Source organism: Azohydromonas sediminis, assembly GCF_003574675.1.
GTDB lineage: Bacteria > Pseudomonadota > Gammaproteobacteria > Burkholderiales > Burkholderiaceae_C > Calidifontimicrobium > Calidifontimicrobium sediminis.
The window spans coordinates 137,434-163,874 of sequence record NZ_QOAZ01000002.1; the positions used below are offsets into that span (position 1 = coordinate 137,434).

The window sequence follows — 26,441 nt, forward strand, 5'->3', positions numbered from 1 at the left end:
GCGGTCGCTCCCTCGATCGGCCAAGCCGCCGCGAAGCCTTGGATCAGCGCAAATTTCATCAGTTGGAAAACCTTCGCACAATTTGGAATATCGCCCGCCTTGTGCCAGAATTCGCCGCGCCGCGATCGGCCCCCACGGCCCCACGAAGGAGACACGCATGTCGGCCCAGCCCCAGAACATCCTCCCCCTCGCCGCCAACGACCCCGACGCGCAGGAGACGCGCGAATGGCTCGACGCGCTCGACGCGCTGATCGAAGCCGAGGGCCGCGACCGCGCGCACTTCCTGCTCGAGCAGCTGCTCGAGGAGGCACGGCAGCACGGCATCGACCGTCCGTTCTCGGCCACGACGGGTTACGTCAACACGATCGAGCCCGAGGACGAGGAGCGCAGCCCAGGCAACCTCGAGCTCGAAGGGCGGCTGCGCGCCTACATGCGCTGGAACGCGATGGCGATGGTCGTCAAGGCCAACCGCCTCGAGTCGCCCGACGGCAGCGAGCTCGGCGGCCACATCAGTTCGTTCCAGAGCCTGGCGCACATGTTCGCCGCCGGCTTCAACCACTTCTGGCACGCCGACGACACCGACGCCGGCGGCACGCACGGCGGCGACCTGATCTACATCCAGGGCCACTCGGCACCCGGCATCTACGCGCGCGCCTTCATGGAGGGGCGGCTCACCGAGGAGCAGCTGCTGCACTTCCGCCAGGAAGTCGGCGGCAAGGGACTGTCGAGCTACCCGCACCCGAAGCTGATGCCCGACTTCTGGCAGTTCCCCACCGTCTCGATGGGGCTCGGGCCGATCATGGCGATCTACCAGGCGCGCTTCCTGAAATACCTGCACGCGCGCGGCATCGCCGACACGAGCCGGCGCAAGGTCTGGGTCTTCTGCGGCGACGGCGAGATGGACGAGCCCGAGAGCCTGGGCGCGATCGGTCTGGCCGCCCGCGAGAAGCTCGACAACCTGATCTTCGTCATCAACTGCAACCTGCAGCGCCTCGACGGCCCGGTGCGCGGCAACGGCAAGATCATCCAGGAGCTCGAAGGCGACTTCCGCGGCGCCGGCTGGAACGTCATCAAGCTGCTGTGGGGCAGCAACTGGGACCCGCTGCTCGCGCGCGACAAGACCGGCGCGCTGCGCCGCGTGATGATGGAGACGCTCGACGGCGACTACCAGGCGTTCAAGGCCAACGACGGCGCGTTCGTGCGCAAGCACTTCTTCGGCCGCGACCCGCGCCTGCTCGAGCTCGTCGCGAAGATGAGCGACGAAGACATCTGGAACCTGCGCCGCGGCGGCCACGACGCGAACAAGGTCTACGCCGCGTTCCACAAGGCGAACAGCCACGTCGGCCAGCCGACCGTGATCCTCGTCAAGACGGTCAAGGGCTACGGCATGGGCAAGGCCGGTGAGGGCAAGAACACCGCGCACCAGACGAAGAAGCTGTCGGACGACGACATCCGCTACATGCGCGACCGCTTCAACATCCCGATCCCCGACAGCGAGTTGCCGAAGATCCCGTTCTACAAGCCGGCCGACGACACGCCGGAGATGAAGTACCTGCACGAGCGGCGCAAGGCGCTCGGCGGCTACCTGCCCAAGCGCCGCACGAGGAGCGACGAGCAGTTCACGGTGCCTTCGCTCGAAACGTTCAAGGCCGTGCTCGAGCCCACCGCCGAGGGCCGCGAGATCTCGACGACGCAGGCCTACGTGCGCTTCCTGACGCAGCTGCTGCGCGACCAGGCGCTCGGTCCGCGCGTCGTGCCGATCCTCGTCGACGAGGCGCGCACGTTCGGCATGGAGGGGCTGTTCCGCCAGGTCGGCATCTACAACCCGGAAGGGCAAAAGTACACGCCGGTCGACAAGGACCAGGTCATGTACTACCGCGAGGACGAGGCCGGGCAGATCCTGCAGGAGGGCATCAACGAGGCGGGCGGCATGTCGAGCTGGATCGCCGCGGCGACGTCGTACTCGACGAACAACCGCATCATGGTGCCCTTCTACATCTTCTACTCGATGTTCGGGCTGCAGCGCGTCGGCGACCTCGCCTGGGCCGCGGGCGACATGCAGGCGCGCGGCTTCCTGCTCGGCGGCACCTCCGGGCGCACGACGCTCAACGGCGAGGGCCTGCAGCACGAGGACGGCCACAGCCACATCCTCGCCAGCACGATTCCCAATTGCGTCAGCTACGACCCGACCTTCGCGCACGAGGTCGGCGTGATCCTGCACCACGGCCTCAAGCGCATGGTCGAGAAGCAGGACAACGTGTTCTTCTACGTCACGCTGCTCAACGAGAACTACGCGATGCCGGGCCTGAAGCCGGGCACCGAGGCGCAGATCATCAAGGGCATGTACCTGTTCGCCGAAGGGCAGGCCCAAGGCAAGGACGCACCGCGCGTGAACCTGCTGGGCAGCGGCGCGATCCTGCGGGAGTCGATCTTCGCGAAGGAACTGCTCGAGCGCGACTGGGGTGTGGCGGCCAATGTCTGGAGCTGCCCGAGCTTCAACGAACTGACGCGCGACGGCCAGGACTGCGAGCGCTGGAACCTGCTGCACCCGACCGAGACGCCGCGCGTGCCGTTCGTGACGCAGCAGCTCGAGCCGCACGCCGGGCCGGTCGTCGCGTCGACCGACTACATGAAGAACTACGCCGAGCAGATCCGCGCCTTCATCCCGAAGGGCCGCAGCTACCGCGTGCTCGGCACCGACGGCTTCGGGCGCAGCGATTTCCGCTACCGCCTGCGCGCGCACTTCGAGGTCGATCGCCACTACATCGTCGTCGCGGCACTGAAGGCGCTCGCCGACGACGGCGTGCTGCCGGCGGCCAAGGTCGCCGAAGCGATCCGCACCTACGGCATCGACGCCGACAAGATCAACCCCCTGTACGCGTAAGCGCGCTGCAGGGTGCGCCCGGCGGCCCGGTCCGCGTCGCCACGGCGACGCGAGCGGCGGCCGCCAACGCGCCCCAAGCCCGGAGACAACCCCATGGCATTGGTCGAAGTGAAAGTACCCGACATCGGCGACTTCAAGGACGTCGCGGTGATCGAGGTGCTCGTCAAGCCCGGCGACACGGTGAAGGCCGAGCAGAGCCTGATCACGGTCGAGAGCGACAAGGCGTCGATGGAGATCCCGTCGTCGCACGCCGGCGTCGTCAAGGAGATGAAGGTCGCGCTCGGTGACAAGGTCAGCGAAGGCTCGGTGATCCTGCTGCTCGACGCGGCGGGGGCCGAGGCGGGGGCAACGGCACCGGCACCCGCGCCTGCGGCGACAGCCGCGGCCGCGCCAGCGCCGGCCCCTGCGCCCGTGCCCGCGGCCACGGCGGCCGCGGCGCCCGTCCCCGCAGCCGCCGTGGCAGCCGCACCGGCCACCGTGCCGCCGCCAGCGCCCGAGCTGGCCGCGCCGGCGGGCAGGCTGCCGCACGCGTCGCCGTCGGTGCGCAAGCTCGCCCGCGAGCTCGGCGTGCCGCTCGACGAGGTGCCGGCCACCGGGCCGAAGGGCCGCATCACGCACGACGACGTGCACGCGTTCGTCAAGCGCGTGATGGCGGGCGACCTGCAGACCGCAGCGGCTGCGAAGAAGGTGCAGGCCGCGGTGCCGGCGGCCGCCGGTGGCGCGTTCCCCGGGCTGCTGCCGTGGCCGCAGGTCGACTTCGCGAAGTTCGGCGAGGTCGAGCGCAAGGACCTGTCGCGCATCAAGAAGATCAGCGGCGCGAACCTGCACCGCAACTGGGTGCTGATCCCGCACGTCACGAACCACGACGACGCCGACATCACCGACCTCGAGGCGTTCCGCGTCCAGCTCAACAAGGAGCACGATAAGGACGGCATCAAGGTCACGATGCTCGCCTTCATGATCAAGGCGGCGGTCGCGGCGCTGAAGAAGTTTCCCGAGTTCAACGCCAGCGTGGACGGTGACCAGCTGGTGCTGAAGAAGTACTACCACATCGGCTTCGCCGCCGACACGCCGAACGGTCTCGTCGTGCCGGTGATCAAGGACGCCGACAAGAAGGGCATCCTGCAGATCAGCCAGGAGATGAGCGAGCTGGCGAAGAAGGCGCGCGACGGCAAGCTCTCGCCGGCCGAGATGAGCGGCGGCTGCTTCAGCATCAGCTCGCTCGGTGGCATCGGCGGGCGCTACTTCACGCCGATCATCAACGCGCCCGAGGTCGCGATCATGGGCGTGTGCCGCAGCAGCTGGGAGCCGAAGTGGGACGGCAAGCAGTTCGTGCCGCGCCTGATGCTGCCGCTGTCGCTGAGCTGGGACCACCGCGTGATCGACGGCGCCGCCGCCGCACGCTTCAATGTCTACTTCGCGTCGCTGCTGGCGGACTTCCGCCGCATCGCCCTTTGAACGGGAGCGCACGATGGCCACGATCGAAGTGAAGGTGCCCGACATCGGCGACTTCAAGGACGTCGCGGTGATCGAGGTGCTCGTCAAGCCCGGCGACACGGTGAAGGCCGAGCAGAGCCTGATCACGGTCGAGAGCGACAAGGCGTCGATGGAGATCCCGTCGTCGGCGGCCGGCGTCGTCAAGGAGATGAAGGTCACGCTCGGCGACAAGGTCAGCGAAGGCTCGGTGATCCTGCTGCTCGACGCGGCCGGCGCCGCGGCCGAGGCTGCGCCAGCGGCAGCCGCTGCGCCGGCGCCAGCTCCAGCTCCCGCGGCGACGCCGACCCCGGCGCCGGTGGCCGCCAGCTACGCCGGCGGTGCCGACCTCGAGTGCGACCTGCTCGTGCTCGGCGCCGGGCCCGGCGGCTATTCGGCGGCGTTCCGCGCCGTGGACCTCGGTCTCAAGGTCGTGCTCGTCGAGCGCTACCCGACGCTCGGTGGCGTGTGCCTGAACGTCGGCTGCATCCCGAGCAAGGCGCTGCTGCACGTCGCGGCGGTGATGGACGAGGTCGCGCACTTCGCCGACCTCGGCGTCTCGTACGGCGCGCCGAGCGTCGACGCCGCCAAGCTGCTCGCGCACAAGAACAAGGTCGTGGCCAAGCTCACCGGCGGGCTGGCGGCGATGGCCAAAATGCGCAAGGTGACGATCGTGCGCGGCTACGGCGCCTTCGTCGGCACGCACCACGTGCGCGTCGAGGAGACGACGGGCGACGGACAGGACAAGACCGGCAAGACGAGCACGGTGAAGTTCCGGCAGTGCATCGTTGCCGCCGGCTCGCAGGCGGTGCGGCTGCCGTTCCTGCCCGACGATCCGCGCATCGTCGACTCCACCGGCGCGCTGCAGCTGCGCCAGATGCCGAAGCGCATGCTGATCGTCGGCGGCGGCATCATCGGCCTCGAGATGGGCACCGTGTACTCGACGCTCGGCGCGCGGCTGGACGTCGTCGAGATGCTCGACGGGCTGATGCAGGGCGCCGACCGCGACCTCGTCAAGGTGTGGCACAAGATGAACGCGCGGCGCTTCGACCACGTGATGCTGAAGACGAAGACGGTCGGCGCCGAGGCAACGGCCGACGGCATCCGCGTGACGTTCGAGGGCGAGGGCGCACCGAAGGAAGCACAGCTGTACGACCTCGTGCTGCAGGCCGTGGGCCGCAGCCCGAACGGCAAGAAGATCGGCGCCGACAAGGCCGGCATCGCGGTCACCGACCGCGGCTTCGTCCCGGTCGACGTGCAGATGCGCACCAACGTTGCGCACATCTTCGCGATCGGCGACATCGTCGGCCAGCCGATGCTCGCGCACAAGGCGGTGCACGAAGGGCACGTCGCGGCCGAAGTGGCCGCCGGCGTGCAGCTCGGCGACGACAAGCTCGCGAAGGCACGCTTCGACGCGCGCGTGATCCCGAGCGTGGCCTACACCGACCCCGAGGTCGCGTGGGTGGGCCTGACCGAGGACGAGGCCAAGGCCAAGGGCATCGCGGTCAAGAAGGGCCTGTTCCCGTGGACCGCGTCGGGCCGCGCGATCGCCAACGGGCGCGACGAGGGCTTCACGAAGCTGTTGTTCGACGCCGAAAGCCATCGCATCGTCGGTGGCGGCATCGTCGGCACCCACGCGGGCGACATGATCGGTGAGGTGGCGCTCGCGATCGAGATGGGCGCCGACGAGATCGACATCGGCAAGACGATCCACCCGCACCCGACGCTCGGCGAGTCGATCGGCATGGCCGCCGAAGCGGCGCACGGCTCGTGCACCGACTTGCCGCCGCAGCGGCGCTGAGCGGCGGGCGTCTACGATCACGGCATGGATCGTCCCGTGACGCCGCCGGCGCCGCGCCGGCGCCGCCGGTGGCTGGCGGTGCGGTGCGCCGGGCTGGCGCTGGCCGGCGTCGCCGCGTCGGCCCGCGCCGACGCCGACTTCGCACGCTGCCTGGCCGCACTGCAGCCCGAGGCGCAGGCCGCTGGCGTCGAGCGCGAGACGTGGCAGCGGCACACCGCCGGCCTGCAGCCCGACCGCAGCGTGCTCGCGCGACTGGACTTCCAGCCCGAGTTCCGCCTGCCGATCTGGGACTACCTCGCCGCGCTCGTCGACGACGAGCGCATCGCCGACGGGCGGCTTGCGCTCACCGCGCACGCCGAGACGCTCGCCGCAGTCGAGCGCCGCTTCGGCGTCGACGCGCAGACCGTCGTCGCGGTGTGGGGCGTCGAGAGCGATTACGGACGCAGCTTCGGCAGCTTCCCGCTGGTGCAGTCGCTGGCGACGCTGAGCTGCGAGGGGCGACGGCAGCGCTACTTCCGCGGCGAGCTGTTCGCGACGCTGCGCATCGCGCAGGCCGGCGACTTGCGGCCCGAGCAGCTCGTCGGCTCGTGGGCCGGCGCGTTCGGCCACACGCAGTTCATGCCCAGCACCTACGAGCGGCTGGCGGTCGACTTCGACGGCGACGGCCGACGCGACCTCGTCGCGAGCATCCCCGACGCACTCGCATCAACGGCGCAGTTCCTGCAGCGCGCCGGCTGGCGCAGCGGCGAGCCGTGGGGCTTCGAGGTGCGACTGCCGCCGGGCCTGGACCTGCGCGGCGAGGGGCGCCGCGTCAAGCGGCCGCTCGCGCATTGGGCCGCGCAGGGGCTGCGCCGCGCCGACGGCATGGCGCTCGACGCGGGCGGGATGCCGGCATCGACGCCGGCCGGGTTGCTGACGCCGGCCGGCGCCGACGGCCCGGCGTTCCTCGTGCTGCGCAACTTCGACGCGCTGTTCGGCTACAACGCGGCCGAGAGCTACGCGCTCGCGATCGCGCACCTGGCGGACCGTCTGCGCGGTGGCGGCCCCTTCGTGCGGCGGTGGCCGACCGACGACCCCGGTCTGTCGCGCGCCGAACGGCGCGAACTGCAGGCGCTGCTCGCGGCGCGGGGTCACGACATCGGCCCGATCGACGGCATGCTCGGCGACAAGAGCCGCGCCGCGATCCGCGCCGAGCAGCAGCGCCTCGGCCACGAGGTCAGCGGCCGCGCAGGGCAGCGGCTGCTCGAGGCGCTGCGCAGGCCTTGAACTTGTCGGCGGGCGCCTCAAGTCGGCGCGTCCGCGGCCGATGACCGTGGCGACGGCGCCGCTTCTGGCGTGCGTCTTCCGCGCACCGTGGCCACCTTCCGCTTGCTTCGTCCGTTCGCCTGTGACCGCGTGCGCCCACGCGGCGCCGGCGCGCATGCAGCGTCGACGCCATGGCCCTCTCGCTGACGCAGCGCCTTGCCGTCGTCTGCGCCGCCGGCGTCGTGCTCGCGGTCGCAGCCGGGTGGGTGCTGCACGTGGCGGCCGTGCGCGACCGCATCGAGGCCGACTGGCAGGCGGCCAATCACGCGGCTGCCCAGGTGCTGGCGGCCGCGTTGTCACGTCTGGACGGCGACACGCACCGGCTCGATGCCGCGCTCGCGGCCGCCACCTCCGACAGTGGCACGCTGCGGGTGCGCCTGACGCGCGGGGACACCGCGCCGGCGGCCGAGCGCGACACGCCGGCCCGGCCATCGTCGGCGCCCGCCTGGTGGGTGCGCATCTGGGACATCGAGCCGGCGGCCGGCGTCGCGACGGTGCGGCACGACGGCGTGACGGTGGCCACGCTCGAAGTGACTGCCGCGACGGCGCCGGCGCACGACGCGCTGTGGCACACGGCGCGCGCGATGCTGGGGGCCTCGGTCGCGCTCGCGTGGACGGCGATGGCGCTGGCCGGCGTCGTCGTATGCCGGCTCGGCAGACCCTGGCAGCAGCTGCATGAGCAGGCGACCCAGCTCGCGCTCGGCCGGCGCGCGCAGGTCGACGTGCCGGCGCATCCGCAGCTGCGCGCCGTTGCCGAGTCGCTCAACGCGGCCGCGCGACGCACGCGCGCGCTGTTCGAGGCGCAGGCGGCGCAGATCGAAGCGCTGCGGCGTCAGGCCACGTGCGATGCCGACACCGGGCTGCTGCACCGTGCGGCCTTCGTCGAGCAGGTCCACGCGCTGCTCGGGCGCGAAGACGGCCCCGCGAGCGGCAGCCTCGTGATCGTGCGGCTTGCCGACCTGGCCGGCCTGAACCGCACGCTCGGCCGCGAGAGCGCCGACCGCGCGGTGCGCGTCGTCGCCGAACTGGTGCAGGCCTACCCGGCGCGCGTCGGCGACTGCCTCGCGGCGCGGCTCAACGGCGCCGACTTCGCGCTGCTGCTGCCGGCGCCGGGGATGGCCGCCGAGACCGCCGAGTCGATCGCCGGCGCGCTCGCGTCGGCGCTGGCCGGCATCGGCCGGAACGTGCACGTGCACGTCGGCGCAGTCGAGTTCGCGCACACGCGCGCGCTGGGCGACCTGCTCGCCGCCGCCGACCTGGCGCTGGCACGCGCCGAGGCCGACGGCCCATTCGGCATCCACGTCGTCGCCGCCGACTCCGCGCGGCATGGCGGCGAACACCGCTGGTTCGAGGCGATTTCCGACGCGCTCGCGCAGCGCCGCGTGCAGCTGGGCGCGCAGCCGGTGCTCGACGCGCAGCGTCGCGTCGTCCACGTCGAGTGCCCGTTGCGGCTGCAGCTGCGCGCCGGCGGACCCTTCGAGCCCGCATCCCACTGGCTGCCGCTGGCGCAGCGCAGCGAGCGCGTGCCCGAGGCCGACCTGTGTGCGATCACGCTCGCGCTCGAGGCCATCGCCGGCGACGCACGGCCGCGCGCGGTGCACGTCGGCGCCGCGTCTGTCGCCGACGGCGGGTTCGCGATGCGCGTGCAGCACCGTCTGCGCGAGCGGCCGCCCCCGGCGGGCCGTCTGTGGCTCGACGTGCCCGAGCGCATGGCGGTCGAGCAGTTCGAGCTGCTCCAGCGATTCGCACAGCTGGTGCGGCCGCTGGGCGTTCGCGTCGGCCTCTCGCACGCGGGCCTGCGGCTCACGCGCATCGAGCGGCTGTACGAGCTGGGCGTCGACCACGTGAAGCTCGACGCGTCGCTGTGCGCGGGCGTGGCCTCGAGCGAGGTCGCGCGCCACGTCGTGCGGGCGACGGTGGCGCTGCTGCGTCCGCTGTCGCTGCGCGTCTTCGCCGAGGGCGTGGCCGACGCACGCGACGCCGCCGTGCTGTTCGACCTCGGGCTCGACGGTGTCGGCGGCGCGTGGGCGCACGCACCCGCCGCACCGGCGGCGGCCGCCGTCGCGGCGCCTTCGGCCGGCTAAGCGATGTCCTCGCAGTGCACGCCGTGCTCGCCGAAGCGCCCGCGGCGGCGGTCGGCGAAGAAGCGCTGCAGCGTCGCGCGCACGGTGCGGAACGCGATCTCGTCCCACGGCACCTCGTGCTCGCGGAACAGCTGCGCCTCGATCGTCTCGGGGCCGGGCGCGAAGCGCGTGTGGCGCAGCGTCGCCAGGTAGAAGAAGTGCACCTGCCCCGCGCGGGTCACGTTGAGCACCGTGAACAGCGGACCGAGGTCGATCTCGGCGCCGGCTTCCTCGACCGTCTCGCGCAGCGCGCCTTCGGCCGTCGTCTCGCCGAGCTCGAGGAAGCCCGCCGGCAGCGTCCACAGTCCCTTGCGCGGCTCGATGTTGCGCCGGCACAGCAGCACCTGGTCGCCGCCCCACACCGGCACCGTGCCGACGACGTTCAGCGGGTTCTCGTAGTGGACCGTGCCGCACGCCGGGCACACCGCGCGCGGTCGGTTGTCGTCGGCCGGCACAACGTGCTCGACCGCGGTGCCGCAGGCGCGACAGTGCTTGATCTGGCTGCGGTGCAGCATCGCACCAGTGTAACGTGCCCCCCGCGCCCAGCGGCCCTCTGGGACGGCGGACGAGCCGCTGCATGGCATCATCCGGCGCCTGTTCTAGGAGCCCGCGATGTCCGCCACTGCGCCTCTCGTCGTGCCCGCCGCGCCACCCGTGCTCGTGCCGGTGGCCGGCGGCGGCGCGTTTCCCGTGCACCGCATCTACTGCGTCGGCCGCAACTACGCCGAGCACGCGAAGGAGATGGGGCACAGCGGGCGCGAGCCGCCGTTCTTCTTCATGAAGCCGGCCGATGCGATCGTCGTCGTCCCCGCCGGCGAGACCGGCGCAATCGACTACCCCGGGCTGACGGCGGATCTGCACCACGAGGTCGAGCTCGTCGTCGCGATCGGCCGCGGCGGCCGCGATATCGCGCCCGAGCGGGCCGGCGAGCACGTCTACGGCTACGCGATCGGCCTGGACATGACGCGGCGCGACCTGCAGGCCGACATGAAGAAGCAGGGCCGGCCGTGGGAAATCGGCAAGGCGTTCGAGCAGTCGGCGCCGATCGGGCCGATCCACCCGAAGGCGGTCACCGGCACGCTGACGCAAGGTGCGATCACGCTGTCGGTCAATGGCCAGCCGCGCCAGCGCGGCGACCTCGGCGACCTGATCTGGAACGTCGACGAGACGATCGCCGCGATCAGCCGCGCGTGGATGCTGGCACCCGGCGACCTGATCTACACCGGCACGCCGGCGGGCGTCGGCGCCGTCGTGCGCGGCGACGTGATGGAAGCGGCGATCGAGGGCCTCGGCACGCTGCGCGTGGCGGTGCGCTGAGGCGGGGAGGGCAGGGCATGTCGATGCAGCTTTACAACTACTTCCGTTCGTCGGCGTCGTACCGCGTGCGCATCGCGCTCGCGCTCAAGGGCCTGGAGTACGACTACGTCGCCGTCAACCTGCCGGCCAACGAGCAGATGGCCGAGTCGTACGCCGCGGTGTCGGCGTCGCGGCTGGTGCCGCTGCTCAAAGACGGCGACCGACTGCTGACGCAGTCGCTGGCGATCATCGAATACCTCGACGAGACGCACCCCGAGCCGCCGCTCCTGCCCCAGGACCCGCTGGGTCGCGCGCGCGTGCGCGCGCTCGCGCTCGACGTCGCGTGCGAGATCCACCCGCTGAACAACCTGCGCGTGCTGCGCTACCTCGTCCACGACCTGAAGGTCAGCGAGGACGACAAGAACCGCTGGTACCGCCACTGGGTCGAGACCGGGCTGGCCGCGATCGAGCGGCAACTCGCCGACCGTCCGGCCACCGGACGCTTCTGCCACGGCGACACGCCGACGCTGGCCGACATCACGCTGGTGCCGCAGATCCACAACGCGCTGCGCTTCGAGTGCCGGCTCGACCACGTGCCGACCGTGATGCGCATCTTCGAGCACTGCATGACGCTCGACGCGTTCGCGAAGACGCAGCCGTCGGCGTGCCCGGATGCGCGCTGACGCGCCCGAGCACGGCAGCGCCCGCGGCGCGCCGTCGCGAGGGCACGGCGTCCGCGCAGCGGGGCAAGCCCATCCGCGGCCGCCGCTGGCGGCGTCGTGCAGCACCGGCCGTCGGGGCCGCCTTGGCGGTGCGCACGCCTGAGGTGGCGACCTTTCACATCGACCCTGTGCTGGGTGACGTGCTCGTGCCCGCCTGGGACGTCGACGGCGTCGGCGCGCTGATGACGACGCGCGCCGGCGGCGTCAGCCGCGCGCCGTGGGACACGCTCAACCTCGGCACCGCGGTCGGCGACGATCCGGCTGCCGTCGCCGAGAACCGGCGGCGCTTCGAGCGCGCGCTCGGCGTGCGGCCCGTCTACCTGCGCCAGGTCCACGGTGCCGGCGTCGTCACCGTGACCGCCGACGACGCCGTCGGCGACCCGCCCGAGGCCGACGGCGCCGTGACCGACCGCTTCGGCGTCGCCTGCGTCGTGCAGGTGGCCGACTGTCTGCCAGTGCTGTTCGCGGCGCCGCACGGCCGCGCGGTCGGCGCGGCGCACGCCGGCTGGCGCGGGCTCGCCGCCGGTGTCGTCGAGCGCACGCTCGAGCGCGTCTGCGCGCTGGCCGGCTGCGCGCCGCGCGACGTGTGCGCGTGGCTCGGACCGTGCATCGGCCCGCGGCAGTTCGAGGTCGGCGCCGACGTGCTGCAGGCCTTCGGCGCCGACCCGCTGGCGCCGCAGGCGCATCCGCGCTTCGTGCCGCGGCCCGGCGTCCGCCCGGCAGACGGCAGCCCGCGCTGGCTGGCCGACCTCGCCGCACTGGCGCGCGACCGGCTCACGGCCGCCGGCGTCACGTCGATCGACGGCGCCGGCGCGTGCACCGTCGAGGAGCCTTCAAGGTTCTTTTCGTTCCGCCGCGACGGCGTCACCGGCCGCCATGCCGCCGCCGTCTGGCGACGCAGCGGCTGACGGCGAGGCAGCCGCCTCCCGCCGAGCACGGCGCCGCGCCGGGGTGCCGAGCACGTACATCACGACGGCCAGCGGCAGCAGGCCCCAGAACACGAGCGTGAACAGCGCGCCGAGCACGGTGCCGTTGACCGACAGGGCTTCGGCCAGCGCCACCATCCCCACCACGTACATCCAGGCGATCGGCACCAGGTACATCACGCTCCTTCACGCGTCGTGCGCCAGGCGGCGCGCGTGTCCCTTCGGGATTTCCCGGGTCATGCTTCGGTAAGCATCTGCGGGTACAAAGTGGCGACAGAGCGAGTGCGCCGCGCCATCCGACGGTGGCCAGGCGCCGACGAACGAGGAGACCCCGTGCCGACCCGCCCCCCTTCGACCCCGACGCCGCACGGCGACGCCGCGCAGGCCTTCGGCTCCGCCGTGGCCGAGATCTGGAAGTCGTTCTCGGGCCTGAGCCTGCCGCCCAAGGCCCTGGCGCAGCTGCAGGGCGACTACCTGAAAGAGGCTACCACCCTTTGGAACTCGGCGCTCGAGCGGCTGCAGGCCGCACCGGGCGACAAGAGCCAGCCCCTGCCCGACCGCCGCTTCGCCGGCGAGGACTGGGCCGCCAACCCGGCCGCGGCTTACCTCGCGCAGCTGTACCTGCTCAACGCGCGCACGATGATGCAGCTGGCCGAGTCGCTCGAAGGCGACGAGAAGACGCGCCAGCGCGTGCGCTTCGCGGTGCAGCAGTGGATCGACGCCGCGAGCCCGAGCAACTTCCTCGCGCTCAACCCCGAGGCGCTGCGCAAGGCGCTCGAGACGCAGGGCCAGAGCATCGCGCAGGGCATGCAGATGCTGCTGAAGGACCTGCAGCAGGGTCACGTGTCGCAGACCGACACCAGCGTGTTCGAGGTCGGGCGCAATGTGGCCACGACCGAGGGCGCGGTCGTGTTCGAGAACGACCTGATCCAGCTCATCGAGTACAAGCCGCTGACGGCCAAGGTGCACGAGAAGCCGTTCCTGTTCGTGCCGCCTTGCATCAACAAGTACTACATCCTCGACCTGCAGCCGGACAACTCGTTCATCCGCTACACCGTCGAGCAGGGCCACCGCACCTTCGTGATCAGCTGGCGCAACCCCGACGAGTCGCTCGCGCACAAGACCTGGGACGACTACATCGAGGAGGGCCCGATCGCGGCGATCCGTGCGGTGCAGGCGATCACCGGGCAGCAGTCCTTCGACATGCTGGGCTTCTGCGTCGGCGGCACGATCCTCGCGACGGCGCTGGCGGTGCTCGCCGCGCGCGGCGAGCAGCCGGCGTCGAGCCTGACGCTGCTGACGACGCTGCTCGACTTCAGCCACACCGGCATCCTCGACGTGTTCGTCGACGAGGCGTCGGTGCAGTTGCGCGAGATGACGATCGGCCCCGACGCACCGGGCGGGCCCAAGCTGCTCAAGGGGCGCGAGCTGGCCACGACGTTCAGCTTCCTGCGCCCGAACGACCTGGTGTGGAACTATGTCGTGGGCAACTACCTCAAGGGGGAGTCACCGCCGCCGTTCGACCTGCTGTACTGGAACGGCGACAGCACCAACCTGCCCGGCCCGATGTACTGCTGGTACCTGCGTCACACCTACCTGCAAGACGAGCTGAAGATCCCCGGGCGGCTGACCACCTGCGGCGAGAAGGTCGACCTCGGCAAGATCAAGGCGCCGGTGTTCATCTACGCGTCGCGCGAGGACCACATCGTGCCTTGGGAGTCGGCCTACAAGAGCACCGCGCTGCTCAAGGGCAAGAAGCGCTTCGTGCTTGGCGCCAGCGGCCACATCGCCGGCGTCATCAACCCGCCGGCCAAGGGCAAGCGCAGCCACTGGGTCAACGACGCGCTGCCGGCGTCGGCGCACGAGTGGCTCGCCGGCGCGAAGGAGGTGCCCGGCAGCTGGTGGCCTGACTGGGCCGCGTGGGTCAGGCCGCACGCCGGCAAGCTGGTGCCGGCGCCGAAGACCTACGGCGGACACGGCTACAAGGCCATCGAGCCCGCCCCCGGCCGCTACGTGAAGCAGAAGGCCTGAATCACCGTTCCCACCATCACCGGAGACTCACCATGACCGACATCGTCATCGTCTCGGCCGCGCGCACCGCGGTCGGCAAGTTCGGCGGCACGCTCGCCAAGACCCCGGCCACCGAACTCGGCGCGGTCGTCGTGCGCGAGGCGATCGCGCGCGCGAAGCTCGACCCGGCGCAGGTCGGCGAAGTGATCATGGGCCAGGTGCTCGCCGCCGGCGCCGGCCAGAACCCGGCGCGCCAGGCGATGATGAAGGCCGGCGTTCCGAAGGAAACGCCGGCGCTGACGATCAACGCCGTCTGCGGCTCGGGGCTGAAGGCCGTGATGCTCGCCGCGCAGGCGGTGGCCACCGGCGACAGCGCGATCGTCGTCGCCGGCGGCCAGGAGAACATGTCCGCGAGCCCGCACGTGCTGCTCGGCAGCCGCGACGGCCAGCGCATGGGCGACTGGAAGATGATCGACTCGATGATCGTCGACGGCCTGTGGGACGTCTACAACCAATACCACATGGGCATCACGGCCGAGAACGTCGCCAAGGCGCACGGCATCACGCGCGAGATGCAGGACGCGCTCGCACTGGCCAGCCAGCAGAAGGCGGCCGCCGCGCAGGCGGCGGGCAAGTTCCGCGACGAGATCGTCGGCGTCACGATCCCGCAGAAGAAGGGCGAGCCCATCGTCTTCGCGAGCGACGAGTACATCAACACGAAGACCAGCGCCGAGGCGCTCGCCGGGCTGCGTCCGGCCTTCGACAAGGCCGGCAGCGTGACGGCGGGCAACGCGTCGGGGATCAACGACGGGGCCGCGGCGGTCGTCGTGATGAGCGCGGCCAAGGCCGCGGCACTCGGCCTGAAGCCGCTGGCGCGCATCGCCAGCTACGCCACCAGCGGGCTGGACCCGGCCACGATGGGCATGGGCCCGGTGCCGGCGTCGAAGAAGGCGCTCGCGCGCGCAGGCTGGAGCGTCGGCGACGTCGACCTGTTCGAGCTCAACGAGGCGTTCGCCGCGCAGGCCTGCGCGGTCAACAAGGTGCTCGAGGTCGATCCGGCGAAGGTCAACGTCAACGGCGGCGCGATCGCGATCGGCCACCCGATCGGCGCGAGCGGCTGCCGCATCCTCGTGACGCTGCTGCACGAGATGCAGCGCCGCGACGCGAAGCGGGGGCTGGCCGCGCTGTGCATCGGCGGCGGCATGGGCGTGGCGCTGACCGTCGAGCGCTGACGGGCAGCCGCCACACTGCGGGGCAACCCGCTTGACCGCGCTCGCGGCCAGCGGGACCCTCGAGGCATCGGTTCGAACGACGACGAAGGAGCGAGCAATGACACAGAAAGTGGCTTACGTGACCGGCGGCATGGGCGGCATCGGCACGGCGATCTGCCAGCGGCTGGCCCGCGACGGCTTCAAGGTGATCGCCGGCTGCGGGCCGAGCCGCGACTACCAGAAGTGGCTCGACGAGCAGAAGGCGCTCGGCTACACGTTCTACGCGTCGGTCGGCAACGTCGCCGACTGGGACTCGACGGTGGCCGCGTTCGCGAAGGCCAAAGCCGAGCATGGCCCGATCGACGTGCTGGTCAACAACGCCGGCATCACGCGCGACCGCATGTTCCTGAAGATGACGCCCGAGGACTGGAAGGCCGTCATCGACACCAATCTGAACAGCATGTTCAACGTGACCAAGCAGGTGCTGCCCGACATGATCGAGAAGGGCTGGGGCCGGATCATCCAGATCAGCTCGGTCAACGGCGAGAAGGGCCAGGCCGGCCAGACCAACTACTCGGCCGCCAAGGCCGGGATGCACGGCTTCACGATGGCGCTGGCGCAGGAAGTGGCGGCCAAGGGCGTGACGGTCAACACCGTGAGCCCCGGCTACATCGGCACCGACATGGTCCGCGCGATCAAGCCCGAGATCCTCGAGAAGATCATCGCGCAGATCCCGGTCAAGCGGCTGGGCACGCCCGAGGAGATCGGCTCGATCGTCGCCTGGCTCGCCGGCCCCGACTCGGGCTTCACGACGGGCGCCGACTTCAGCTGCAACGGCGGCCTGCACATGGGCTGACCGCAGGCGCAGCCTGCGGTCGTGTCACGGGTGTCCCCACGTATTGCCCGACCCGCCGCGAGGGGCGCCCGCCAGACAAGCGAAAACGCCGGCCTGCGCCGGCGTTTCGCATTTGCGCGGCTCACTCGCCGATGCCGGCGAGGAAGTATTTGATCAGGCCCTTCGCGGCGAAGCCGAGCAGGCCGAAACCGAGCACGAGCAGCAGCACGAAGGTGCCGAATTTGCCGGCTTTCGACTCGCGCGCGAGCTGCAGCACGATGAAGATCATGTACAGCATGAAGGCCGTGACGCCGAACGTCAGGCCGAACCAGGCGATCTGCTCCTCGTCGAATCCGAACATGGCGCCTCAGGCCGACTCGGGCAGCGACGTCGTGTCGACGAGGTCGCGGTAGGCGTGCCAGCTCGCGTGCGCGAGCCACGGCACCGCAACCAGCAGTCCGACCATCCCGGCGGCGATCGCCACCGCCGTCATCGTCATCAGGATCGCCGCCCACAGCGCCAGCGGCAGCGGGTGCTCGACGACGGCGCGCCAGCTCGTCAGCACCGCGCGCCAGATGCCTACCGGCCGGTCGAGCAGCAGCGGAATGGCGACGACGCTCGATGCGAACACCGGCGCCGCGAGCGCACCGCCGAGCACGAGCCACGCCTCGAACAGCAGCGACTTCGGCGCCAGCACGACGACGTGCAGGAAGTCGCGCGGGTTGCGCACCGGCGCGTCGGCGAAGACGGTGATCAGCGCGGCCGACGTCAGCACCCAGCCGGTGCCGGCCGCCGCCAGCAGCACGCCGAACACGACGAGGCGCCGGTCGCGCGGCCGCCACGTGCGCAGCGCGATGCGCATGTCGACACGCTCGCCCCGCTCGAGGCCGCGGCTGATCGCATACAGGCCCGTCGCGAGCACCGGTGCCAGCAGCAGGAACCCGCTGAAGGCGCCGGCGAGCAGCCAGAAGCGGTCGTATGCGAGCACGAACAGCACGGCACCGAACACGGCCAGCGCCGCGCCGTGGATCAGGCCGGGGCCGGGACAGCGCGCGAAGTCGTCCCACCCGCGCGACAGCCAGCGCCACGGCGACGACAACGTGATCGGGCGGATCGGCAGCGGCTGCGTGGAGGGGGCGGCGTCGCGCGTCATCGTGGCCGCGATGCTGCCACGACGTCGCGTCGCGGCGATTGAGCGATGTCAAGCGCCACGGCGTGCTCAGCGGCTTCGGTCGCCGCGCGCCACGAGGTCGAGCACGTCGCGCGCCGCCGCGGCCAGCGCCGGCGCGTCGTGCCCGCGCAGCGTGAGCCGCGGCGCGGCCGCACGGCCTGCGAAGTGGCGGGCCATCGAGCGCTCGTACAGCGGGTCGTAGTGGTGCTCCATCAGGTCGGCGAAGGCCTCGGCCCAGCGCCCCGCACGTGCCAGCGCCTGCCAGCGTTGCACCGTCGCGTGGCCCGCGAGCGGCACCAGCGCCGCCAGGCGCCGGCAGAACTGCTCGGGGTCGCGCGTGAAGAAGGCGTACTCCTCGAGCAGCAGCGCGATGCGGCCATCGAGCGCCAGCTCGACCTCGATGCAGCGGCCGTGCTCGCGCATGCGCGCGATCAGCGCGTCGGGCAGGTGCAGCGCGCCGATCTTGCGGCTCTCGCTTTCGACGAACACCGGCCGCGCCGGGTCGAGGCCGCGCAGTGCCTGCCACAGACGCGTCTCGAAGTCCTTCTGGCTCGGCTGCGGCGTGCCGGGCACGGCGCCGAGCACCGAGCCGCGGTGACACGCCAGTGCCTCGAGGTCGAGCACCTGCGCGCCGGCCGCGCGCAGCGCGTGCAGCAGCCGTGTCTTGCCGCTGCCGGTGCGTCCCGTCAGCACGTGCAGCGAGAGCGCTGCGGGCAGCCGGTCGAGGTCGGCGCGCACGACGCCGCGAAACGCCTTGTAGCCGCCCCTGAGCTGCTGTGTGCGAAAACCGATCTGGTCGAGGAACCACGCCAGCGAGCCCGAGCGCTGACCGCCGCGCCAGCAGTACACGAGCGGTCGCCACTCGCGCGGCCACCCGGCCACCCAGCGCTCGAGGTGGTCGGCGATGCGGCGTGCGACCATCGCCGCGCCGACCTTGCGCGCCTCGTGCGGCGAGACCTGCTTGTACAGCGTGCCGACGACGCGGCGCTCGCGGTCGTCGAGCACCGGCCAGTTGACCGCGCCCGGCAGGTGGTCCTCGGCGAACTCGGCCGGCGAGCGCGCGTCGATCACGGTATCGACGCCGGCCGTGCCATCGGCGACGGCGCGCGCTTCGACGAGTGCGATCGCCATGCGTCGATCAGCCCGCGGGCTGCGGCGCGACGGCGTCGAGCAGCTCGCTCTCGATCTGCAGCTGCGCCTTGGCCTGCTGCAGCTCGGGGCCGTCGACGAGGAACGTGTCCTCGACGCGCTCACCCAGCGTCGTGATCTTGGCCAGCTGCAGGTTCACGCGGTGGCGCGCCAGCACGCGCGCGATGCTGTACAGCAGCCCCGAGCGGTCGCTCGTGCTGATCGACAGCAGCCAGCGCTGCGCGCGCTCGTCGGGGCGCAGCGACACGCGCGGCGTCACCGGGAACGAACGCACGCGACGCGACAGGCGTCCGCGGCTTGGCTCAGGCAACGGCGCGTCGCTGAGCAGCGCGCGTTTGAGGTCGGTCTCGACGAGCGCGGTCAGGTCGCGGTAGTTCGGCGTGTTCGGCGGCTCCATCTGCGGGTGGATCACCTGGAACGTGTCGAGCGCGTAGCCGGCGCGCGTCGTGTGGATTTTGGCGTCCTGGATGTTGAAGCCGGCGCCGTCGAAGTAGCCGCAGATGCGCGCGAACAGGTCGGGCCGGTCGGGCGCGTAGACCAGCACCTGCAGCCCCTCGCCGAGCGCCCACGGCCGTGCGCGCACGACCGGCTCGGCCGTGTTCACGTGGCGCCACAGCACGCGCGCGTGCCACGCGATGTCGCTCGCGTCGTGGCGCGCGAAGTAGCTGACCTCGAGCGTGCGCCACAGCGGCTGCTCGGTGTCGGGCAGCATCGACGCGAGCGCGAGCATCGAGCGTGCCTCGGCCTTGCGCGCTTCGATCTCGGCGTCCATGTTGGGCTTCGCGCCGCCGAGCGCACGCAGCGTCTGGCGGTACAGGTCCTCGAGCAGCTTGCCCTTCCACGCGTTCCACACCTTCGGGCTCGTGCCGCGGATGTCGGCCACCGTCAGCAGGTACAGCGCGTTGAGCCGCCGCGGGTCGCCGACGAGCCTTGCGAACGCGGCGATGACCTCGGGATCCGACAGGTCCTCCTTCTGCGCGATGCGCGACATGCTCAGGTGGTGCTGCACGAGGAACTCGACGAGCTTCGCATCGTCGCCGCCGACGCCGTGCTGGCGGCAGAAGCGCCGCACCTCCATCGCGCCGAGGTCGGAGTGGTCGCCGCCGCGCCCCTTGGCGACGTCGTGGAACAGCGCCGCGATGTACAGCAGCCACGGCTTGTCCCACTGCAGCGCGAGCTGCGAGCAGAACGGGTACTCGTGCGCGTGCTCGGGGATGAAGAAGCGGCGCACGTTGCGCAGCACCATCAGGATGTGCTGGTCCACCGTGTAGACGTGGAACAGGTCGTGCTGCATCTGGCCGACGATGCGGCGGAACACCCACAGGTAGCGGCCGAGCACCGAGGTCTGGTTCATCAGCCGCAGTGCGTGCGTCTGCCCGCCCTCCGAGTGCTGCAGGATCTGCATGAAGGTGCGGCGGTTGACGGGGTCGCGGCGGAACGACGCGCCCATCTGCTCGCGCGCGTTGTACAGCGCACGCAGCGTGCGCGCCGACAGCCCCTTGATGCCCGGCGTGCGCTGGAACACGTGGAAGGTCTGCAGGATCGCGTGCGGGTCGCGGCGGTACAGGTCGTCGCTGGCGACTTCGAGCATGCCGCCGCGGTCGAGGAAGCGCGCGTCGTCGAGCGGGCGCATCGGCGCGCCTTCGCTGCCGCTGATGCGCTCCTCAATGTTGAGCATCAGGATCTGGTTGAGCTGCGCCACCGCCTTGGCGGCCCAGTAGTAGCGGCGCATCAGCACCTCGGAGGCGCGCTGCGACGGCGTCGACGCGAAGCCGAAGCTTGCCGCCACCGCGGTCTGCAGGTCGAACACGAGGCGGTCCTCGCGTCGCCCGGCCACCAGGTGCAGCCGCGCACGGATCAGCTTGAGCAGCCCCTCGTTGCGTTGCAGCTGCTTGACCTCGAACGGTGTCACGAGCCCGTTGGCGGCGAGCTCGCTCCAGTTACGCCCGAGGCCCGCGGCGCGCGCGACCCACACGACGACCTGCAGGTCGCGCAGCCCGCCGGGGCTTTCCTTGCAGTTGGGCTCGAGCGCGTACGGCGTGTCCTCGTACTTGACGTGGCGCTGCTGCATCTCGAGCGTCTTCGCGCGCAGGAACGCACGCGCGTCGATGCTCGCGTCGTGCGCGCGGCAGAACGCGTCGAAGGCGCGGCGCGCGCCACACAGGTAGCGCGACTCGAGCAGTGCGGTGCGCACCGTCACGTCGCGCTCGCTCTCGGCGAGGCACTGCTCGAGCGTGCGCACCGACGAGCCGATCTCGAGGCCGATGTCCCAGCACGCGGTGATGAAGCCCTCGATCGCCTCGCCGTGGCGCAGCTGCGCGTCGGCGTCGGGCAGCAGCACGAGCACGTCGACGTCGGAGTAGGGATACAGCTCGCCGCGCCCGTAGCCCCCCACCGCGACCAGCGCCGCGCCCGTCGGCATACCGGCGCGCTGCCACAGCGTCGCCAGCGTCGCGTCGACGTGGCGTGCCAGCGCACGCAGCAGCCGCGTGGCGGCGGGCGCCGTCGGGCGTGCGGCGCGGAACTGCTCGAGCAGCGCAGCCTTGCCGTCGCGGAAGCGCTGGCGCAGGTCGCCCAGGCTGGCGGCGGCGCCGAGCGGCGCGGCGGGCATCGCGCTCACGCCGCCGCCGGCAGCGACGCGCGCGCGAACTCGGGCGGCGGCGGGCTGCCGGCCGATACCGTCAGCACCTCGTAGCCGGTCTCGGTGACGAGCACGGTGTGCTCCCACTGCGCCGACAGCGAGCGGTCCTTCGTGACGATCGTCCAGCCATCGCCGAGCTCGCGGATCTCGCGCCGGCCGGCATTGATCATCGGCTCGATCGTGAAGATCATGCCCGGCTTGAGCTCCTCGAGCGTGCCGGGCCGGCCGTAGTGCAGCACCTGCGGCTCCTCGTGGAACTTGCGCCCGACGCCGTGGCCGCAGAACTCGCGCACCACCGAGTAGCCGGCTGCCTCAGCGTAGGTCTGGATCGCGTGGCCGATGTCGCCGAGCCGCGCGCCCGGGCGCACCTTGACGATGCCCTTCCACATCGCCTCGTAGGTGATCTGGCACAGCCGCTTCGCGGCGATCGAGCCCTCGCCGACGATGTACATGCGGCTGTTGTCGCCGTGCCAGCCGTCTTTGATGACGGTGACGTCGATGTTGACGATGTCGCCGTTCTTCAGCGGCCGGTCGTTCGGGATGCCGTGGCAGACCTGGTGGTTGACCGACGTGCACAGCGACGCCGGGTAGGGCGGGTAGCCCGGCGGCTGGTAGCCCAGCGTCGCGGGGATGCCGCCTTGCACGTGCACGATATGGTCGTGCGCGATGCGGTCGAGTTCGAGCGTCGTGACGCCGGGCTTGACGTGCGGCGTCAGCAGGTCCAGTACCTCGGACGCGAGGCGGCACGCGGTGCGCATCGCGTCGATTTCGGCGCCGCTCTTGATCGGAATCGTCATGGGCCGGGATTATCCCATCGCCCCCGTAGAATCCCGGGTCTTCGCCGCGGCCAACCCTCCACGCGGGCAGGCCGTTTCCGCCCCGCCCTCGACCCCGGGTTCCGATGCCGTCGCCTTCCCCGCACCTGTTGCACTTCGAGGGCAGCCAAGCGCTGTCCGCGTTCCGCGCCCGCGCGCTGCTCGATCGCATCGCCGCGGTGGTGCCGCGCGTCGTCGGCATCGCCGCGCGGCACGTGCACTGGGTCGCCAGCGACGCACCGCTCGACGCCGCCGCGCGCGACCGCCTACAGGCGCTGCTGACCTACGGCGACCCCTATGCCGGGCCGACCGACGGCGAGCTCGTCGTCGTGATGCCGCGGCTGGGCACCGTCTCGCCGTGGGCGAGCAAGGCCACCGACATCGCACACAACTGTGGCCTGCCAGTGCACCGCATCGAGCGCGTGACCGAGTTCCACCTGACGCTCAAGGGTGGCCTGCTCGGCGGTGCGAAGCCGCTGTCGGCCACCGAGCGCGAGGCCGTCGCCGCGCTGCTGCACGACCGCATGACGGAGAGCGTCGCCTTCGAGCGCGACGCGGCGCGCCACCTGTTCGATCCGCAGCCGGCCCCGCCGCTGGCGCACGTCGACGTGCTCGCGTTCGGCCGCGAGGCGCTGCTCGAGGCCAACGCCGCGTTCGGGCTGGCGCTGTCCGACGACGAGGTTGACTACCTCGTCGATGCGTTCACCCGCCTCGGGCGCAACCCGAGCGACGTCGAGCTGATGATGTTCGCGCAGGCCAACAGCGAGCACTGCCGGCACAAGATCTTCAACGCCGACTTCACGATCGACGGCCAGCGCCAGGCACACAGCCTGTTCGCGATGATCCGCCACACCGAGCGGGCGAGCCCGCAGCACACCGTCGTGGCCTACAGCGACAACGCCGCGATCATGGAAGGCGGCCCCGTCGTGCGCTGGCAGCCCGAGGGCTTCACGAACGCGCCGAAGTACGGCGCACGCGAGGTCACCGCGCACGTGCTGATGAAGGTCGAGACGCACAACCACCCGACCGCGATCAGCCCGTTCCCTGGCGCGGCCACCGGCGCCGGCGGCGAGATCCGCGACGAGGGCGCCACCGGCCGCGGCGCGCGGCCGAAGGCGGGGCTGACGGGCTTCTCGGTGTCGAACCTGCATCTGCCCGGCACCGACGAGCCCTGGGAGCGCGACCCCGTCGGCAAGCCCGAGCACATCGCGAGCGCGCTGCAGATCATGATCGACGGACCGCTGGGCAGCGCCGCGTTCAACAACGAGTTCGGCCGGCCCAACCTGGCGGGCTACTTCCGCGTCTACGAGCAGACGGTGGCTGGCGTGCGGCGCGGCTACCACAAGCCGATCATGATCGCCGGCGGCGTCGGCAGCATCGACGCGACGCAGACGCACAAGGTGGCGTTCCCCGCCGGCACGCTGCTCGTGCAGCTCGGCGGGCCGGGGATGCGCATCGGCATGGGCGGGGGTGCCGCGAGTTCGATGGCCGCCGGCACCAACACCGCCGAGCTGGACTTCGACAGTGTGCAGCGCGGCAACCCCGAGATCCAGCGCCGCGCGCAGGAGGTCATCAACCACTGCTGGGCGCTCGGCGACAAGAACCCCATCCTCGCGATCCACGACGTCGGCGCCGGGGGGCTGTCCAACGCGTTCCCCGAGCTCGCCGACGGCGCCGGCCGCGGCGCGCGCTTCGACCTGCGAAAGGTCCCGCTCGAGGAAAGCGGCCTGGCGCCGAAGGAGATCTGGTGCAACGAGAGTCAGGAGCGCTACGTCCTGGCCGTCGACCCGGCGCTGATGCCGCTGTTCGAGCAGATGTGCGCGCGCGAGCGCTGTCCGTTCGCGGTGGTCGGCGTCGCGACCGAGGCGCGTGACCTCGTCGTCGAGGACGGCGCGGGCGGCGAGCGCGTGATCGACATGCCGATGGAGGTGCTGCTCGGCAAGCCGCCGAAGATGCACCGCGTCGTCGAGCGCGTCGTGCGCACCGAAGCCGCGCTCGACCTGACCGGCGTGACGCTCGAGCAGGCTGCGTTCGACGTGCTGCGCCACCCGACGGTGGCGAGCAAGCGATTCCTGATCACGATCGGCGACCGCACGGTGGGCGGGCTCAGCCACCGCGACCCGATGGTGGGGCCGTGGCAAGTGCCGGTGGCGGACTGCGCCGTCACGCTCGCCGACTTCAGCGGCTACCGCGGCGAGGCGATGGCGATGGGCGAGCGCACGCCGCTGGCGGCGCTCGACGCCCCGGCGTCGGGCCGCATGGCGGTGGCCGAGGCGATCACGAACCTGCTCGCCGCGCCGATCGAACTGTCGCGCGTCAAGCTCAGCGCGAACTGGATGGCCGCCTGCGGCGAGGCCGGGGAGGACGCGGCGCTGTACGACACCGTGAAGGCGGTCGGTCTGGAGCTGTGCCCGGCGCTCGGCGTCGGCATCCCGGTCGGCAAGGACAGCCTGTCGATGCGCACGAAGTGGAACGGCGCCGACGGCCCGTGCCAGATCGTCGCGCCGGTGTCGCTGATCGTCAGCGCCTTCGCGACGCTGCCCGACGTGCGCGGCACGCTGACTCCGCAGCTGCAGCCGGGCGAGACGGTGCTGCTGCTCGTCGACCTCGGTGCCGGCCGCCACCGCCTGGCCGGGTCGATCCTCGCGCAGACGCTCGGCCGCTTCGGCGACGAGGTGCCCGACCTCGACGACCCGCAGCGCCTGAAGGCACTGGTGGCCGCCGTCAACGAGCTGCGCGCCGGCGGCCGGCTGCTCGCCTACCACGACCGCAGCGACGGAGGCCTGTGGGCGTGCGTCTGCGAGATGGCGTTCGCCGGCCACCGCGGCGTGAGCCTCAACGTCGACCTGCTGGTCACCGAAGGCGACGGCATCGGCGACAGCCGCGCCGAGTACGGCGACTCGAAGAACTGGGCGAGCCAGGTGAGCGAGCGGCGCAACGAGCTGACGCTCAAGGCGCTGTTCGCCGAGGAGCTCGGCGTGGTGCTGCAGGTGCGGCGCGCCGACCGCGACGCGGCGATCGCGACGCTGCGCGCGCACGGCCTCGGGCGCTTCACGCACGTGATCGGGGCGCCCAACGACCGCGGCGTCGTCGAGGTCTGGCGCGACACGAAGTGCGTATTCTCGGCGCCGCTGGCGCACCTGCACCAGACCTGGGACGAGGTCAGCTGGCGCATCGCGCGGCTGCGCGACAACCCGGCGTGCGCCGACAGCGAACACGCGCTGGCCGGCGCCGCCGACGACACCGGGCTGCACGTGCACCTGACGTTCGACCCCGCCGACGACGTCACCGCACCGTTCGTGCACCTCGCGCGGCCGAAGATCGCGATCCTGCGCGAGCAGGGCGTCAACTCGCAGGTCGAGATGAGCTATGCGATACACGCCGCCGGCTTCGACACCTTCGACGTGCACATGAGCGACCTGCAGGCCGGTCGCGCGCGTCTCGACCAGTTCCAGGGCTTCGTCGCCTGCGGCGGCTTCAGCTACGGCGACACGCTCGGCGCCGGCGAGGGCTGGGCGCGCTCGATCCTGTTCAACCCGGCGCTGGCCGAGCAGTTCGCGGCGTTCTTCCAGCGACCGGACACGATCGCGCTCGGCGTGTGCAACGGCTGCCAGATGATGGCCGCGCTCGCGCCGATCATCCCCGGCGCCGACGCGTGGCCGAAGTTCACGCGCAACGCCAGCGAGCAGTTCGAGGCGCGGCTGAGCCTCGTCGAGGTGCTCGCGAGCCCCTCGATCTTCTTCACCGGCATGGCCGGCAGCCGGCTGCCGATCGCGGTCGCACACGGCGAGGGCCGCGCCGACTTCTCGCAGCGCGGCGACGCGCAGCGCGTCGCGCGCGCGCTGCGCTTCGTCGACCCCCACGGCCGGCCGACCGAGGTCTACCCGTACAACCCCAACGGCAGCCCCGACGGCCTGACGGGGGTGACGACGCCCGACGGGCGCTTCACCGCGCTGATGCCGCACCCCGAGCGCGTGTTCCGCCAGGCCCAGCTGAGCTGGTCGGGCGCCGGCGCCGACGGCTTCAGCCCGTGGATGCGCATGTTCCGCAACGCGCGCGCGGCGCTGGGCTGACGCCGG

The 26,441-nt window shown here is 71.6% G+C and carries 19 protein-coding genes; 12 read left to right on the forward strand and 7 right to left on the reverse strand.

Annotated features, from left to right (window positions below):
• Nucleotides 1-157: 157 nt before the first annotated feature.
• The 5 genes from aceE to DRV96_RS02210 all read left to right on the forward strand — a co-directional run bounded on the left by aceE (nucleotide 158) and on the right by DRV96_RS02210 (nucleotide 9,547).
• Nucleotides 158-2,884: a pyruvate dehydrogenase (acetyl-transferring), homodimeric type gene (gene aceE, locus DRV96_RS02190; RefSeq protein ID WP_119287204.1), complete on the forward strand. Its 2,727-nt coding sequence runs from the start codon at nucleotides 158-160 to the stop codon at nucleotides 2,882-2,884.
• A 93-nt stretch (nucleotides 2,885-2,977) separates the two neighbouring features.
• On the forward strand, nucleotides 2,978-4,342 hold the full coding sequence (gene aceF, locus DRV96_RS02195) for a dihydrolipoyllysine-residue acetyltransferase (RefSeq protein ID WP_119287206.1): 1,365 nt from the start codon (nucleotides 2,978-2,980) through the stop codon (nucleotides 4,340-4,342).
• Nucleotides 4,343-4,355: 13 nt separating this feature from the next.
• Nucleotides 4,356-6,158, forward strand: coding sequence for a dihydrolipoyl dehydrogenase (gene lpdA, locus DRV96_RS02200; RefSeq protein ID WP_119287208.1), 1,803 nt, complete (start codon nucleotides 4,356-4,358; stop codon nucleotides 6,156-6,158).
• A gap of 24 nt (nucleotides 6,159-6,182) precedes the next feature.
• Nucleotides 6,183-7,424, forward strand: coding sequence for a lytic murein transglycosylase (locus DRV96_RS02205; RefSeq protein WP_119287211.1), 1,242 nt, complete (start codon nucleotides 6,183-6,185; stop codon nucleotides 7,422-7,424).
• A gap of 170 nt (nucleotides 7,425-7,594) precedes the next feature.
• Nucleotides 7,595-9,547, forward strand: coding sequence for a bifunctional diguanylate cyclase/phosphodiesterase (locus DRV96_RS02210; protein WP_119287213.1), 1,953 nt, complete (start codon nucleotides 7,595-7,597; stop codon nucleotides 9,545-9,547).
• Here the strand turns inward: DRV96_RS02210 and DRV96_RS02215 are convergent.
• On the reverse strand, nucleotides 9,544-10,101 hold the full coding sequence (locus tag DRV96_RS02215; RefSeq protein ID WP_119287215.1) for an NUDIX hydrolase: 558 nt from the start codon (nucleotides 10,099-10,101) through the stop codon (nucleotides 9,544-9,546). The genes DRV96_RS02210 and DRV96_RS02215 overlap by 4 nt on opposite strands.
• A 97-nt stretch (nucleotides 10,102-10,198) precedes the next feature.
• Here DRV96_RS02215 and DRV96_RS02220 point away from each other — a divergent pair, with 97 nt between their 5' ends.
• The 3 genes from DRV96_RS02220 to pgeF all read left to right on the forward strand — a co-directional run bounded on the left by DRV96_RS02220 (nucleotide 10,199) and on the right by pgeF (nucleotide 12,512).
• Complete coding sequence (locus DRV96_RS02220; protein WP_119287217.1) at nucleotides 10,199-10,903, forward strand: fumarylacetoacetate hydrolase family protein; 705 nt, start codon at nucleotides 10,199-10,201, stop codon at nucleotides 10,901-10,903.
• Nucleotides 10,904-10,926: 23 nt separating this feature from the next.
• Nucleotides 10,927-11,565, forward strand: a complete 639-nt coding sequence (gene maiA / locus DRV96_RS02225; RefSeq protein ID WP_119287460.1) for a maleylacetoacetate isomerase — start codon at nucleotides 10,927-10,929, stop codon at nucleotides 11,563-11,565.
• Nucleotides 11,566-11,786: 221 nt separating this feature from the next.
• Entirely contained in the window at nucleotides 11,787-12,512 is a 726-nt protein-coding gene (pgeF, locus tag DRV96_RS02230; RefSeq protein WP_119287462.1) for a peptidoglycan editing factor PgeF, read from the forward strand.
• Here the strand turns inward: pgeF and DRV96_RS02235 are convergent.
• Complete coding sequence (locus DRV96_RS02235) at nucleotides 12,438-12,707, reverse strand: hypothetical protein (RefSeq protein ID WP_119287220.1); 270 nt, start codon at nucleotides 12,705-12,707, stop codon at nucleotides 12,438-12,440. The two genes, pgeF and DRV96_RS02235, sit on opposite strands and share 75 nt — an antisense overlap.
• A gap of 222 nt (nucleotides 12,708-12,929) precedes the next feature.
• Here DRV96_RS02235 and phaC point away from each other — a divergent pair, with 222 nt between their 5' ends.
• The 3 genes from phaC (at nucleotide 12,930) to phbB (ending at nucleotide 16,607) form a co-directional block, all read left to right on the forward strand.
• Nucleotides 12,930-14,561 (forward strand): class I poly(R)-hydroxyalkanoic acid synthase, encoded by a 1,632-nt coding sequence (gene phaC / locus DRV96_RS02240; RefSeq protein WP_235823250.1) that lies wholly within the window; start codon nucleotides 12,930-12,932, stop codon nucleotides 14,559-14,561.
• Nucleotides 14,562-14,593: 32 nt separating this feature from the next.
• Nucleotides 14,594-15,772: an acetyl-CoA C-acetyltransferase gene (locus tag DRV96_RS02245; protein ID WP_119287224.1), complete on the forward strand. Its 1,179-nt coding sequence runs from the start codon at nucleotides 14,594-14,596 to the stop codon at nucleotides 15,770-15,772.
• Between the two features lie 97 nt (nucleotides 15,773-15,869).
• Entirely contained in the window at nucleotides 15,870-16,607 is a 738-nt protein-coding gene (phbB, locus tag DRV96_RS02250; protein ID WP_119287226.1) for an acetoacetyl-CoA reductase, read from the forward strand.
• 121 nt (nucleotides 16,608-16,728) lie between these two features.
• Here the strand turns inward: phbB and DRV96_RS02255 are convergent, their stop codons facing one another.
• From DRV96_RS02255 to map, 5 genes are all read right to left on the reverse strand, one after another.
• Nucleotides 16,729-16,947, reverse strand: coding sequence for a DUF2788 domain-containing protein (locus tag DRV96_RS02255; protein WP_119287229.1), 219 nt, complete (start codon nucleotides 16,945-16,947; stop codon nucleotides 16,729-16,731).
• 6 nt (nucleotides 16,948-16,953) lie between these two features.
• The gene (locus tag DRV96_RS02260; protein ID WP_119287231.1) at nucleotides 16,954-17,739 is read right to left on the reverse strand and encodes a DUF2189 domain-containing protein; all 786 of its coding nucleotides are present in this window, start codon (nucleotides 17,737-17,739) and stop codon (nucleotides 16,954-16,956) included.
• A gap of 66 nt (nucleotides 17,740-17,805) precedes the next feature.
• Nucleotides 17,806-18,888: a tRNA 2-selenouridine(34) synthase MnmH gene (gene mnmH, locus DRV96_RS02265; RefSeq protein WP_119287234.1), complete on the reverse strand. Its 1,083-nt coding sequence runs from the start codon at nucleotides 18,886-18,888 to the stop codon at nucleotides 17,806-17,808.
• Nucleotides 18,889-18,895: 7 nt separating this feature from the next.
• Nucleotides 18,896-21,517: a [protein-PII] uridylyltransferase gene (locus tag DRV96_RS02270; protein ID WP_119287464.1), complete on the reverse strand. Its 2,622-nt coding sequence runs from the start codon at nucleotides 21,515-21,517 to the stop codon at nucleotides 18,896-18,898.
• Between the two features lie 5 nt (nucleotides 21,518-21,522).
• The gene (map, locus tag DRV96_RS02275) at nucleotides 21,523-22,344 is read right to left on the reverse strand and encodes a type I methionyl aminopeptidase (RefSeq protein ID WP_119287237.1); all 822 of its coding nucleotides are present in this window, start codon (nucleotides 22,342-22,344) and stop codon (nucleotides 21,523-21,525) included.
• 104 nt (nucleotides 22,345-22,448) lie between these two features.
• On the opposite strand from map, the gene purL reads away from it, so the two are divergent.
• Nucleotides 22,449-26,435, forward strand: coding sequence for a phosphoribosylformylglycinamidine synthase (gene purL / locus DRV96_RS02280; protein ID WP_119287239.1), 3,987 nt, complete (start codon nucleotides 22,449-22,451; stop codon nucleotides 26,433-26,435).
• Nucleotides 26,436-26,441 lie beyond the last annotated feature (6 nt).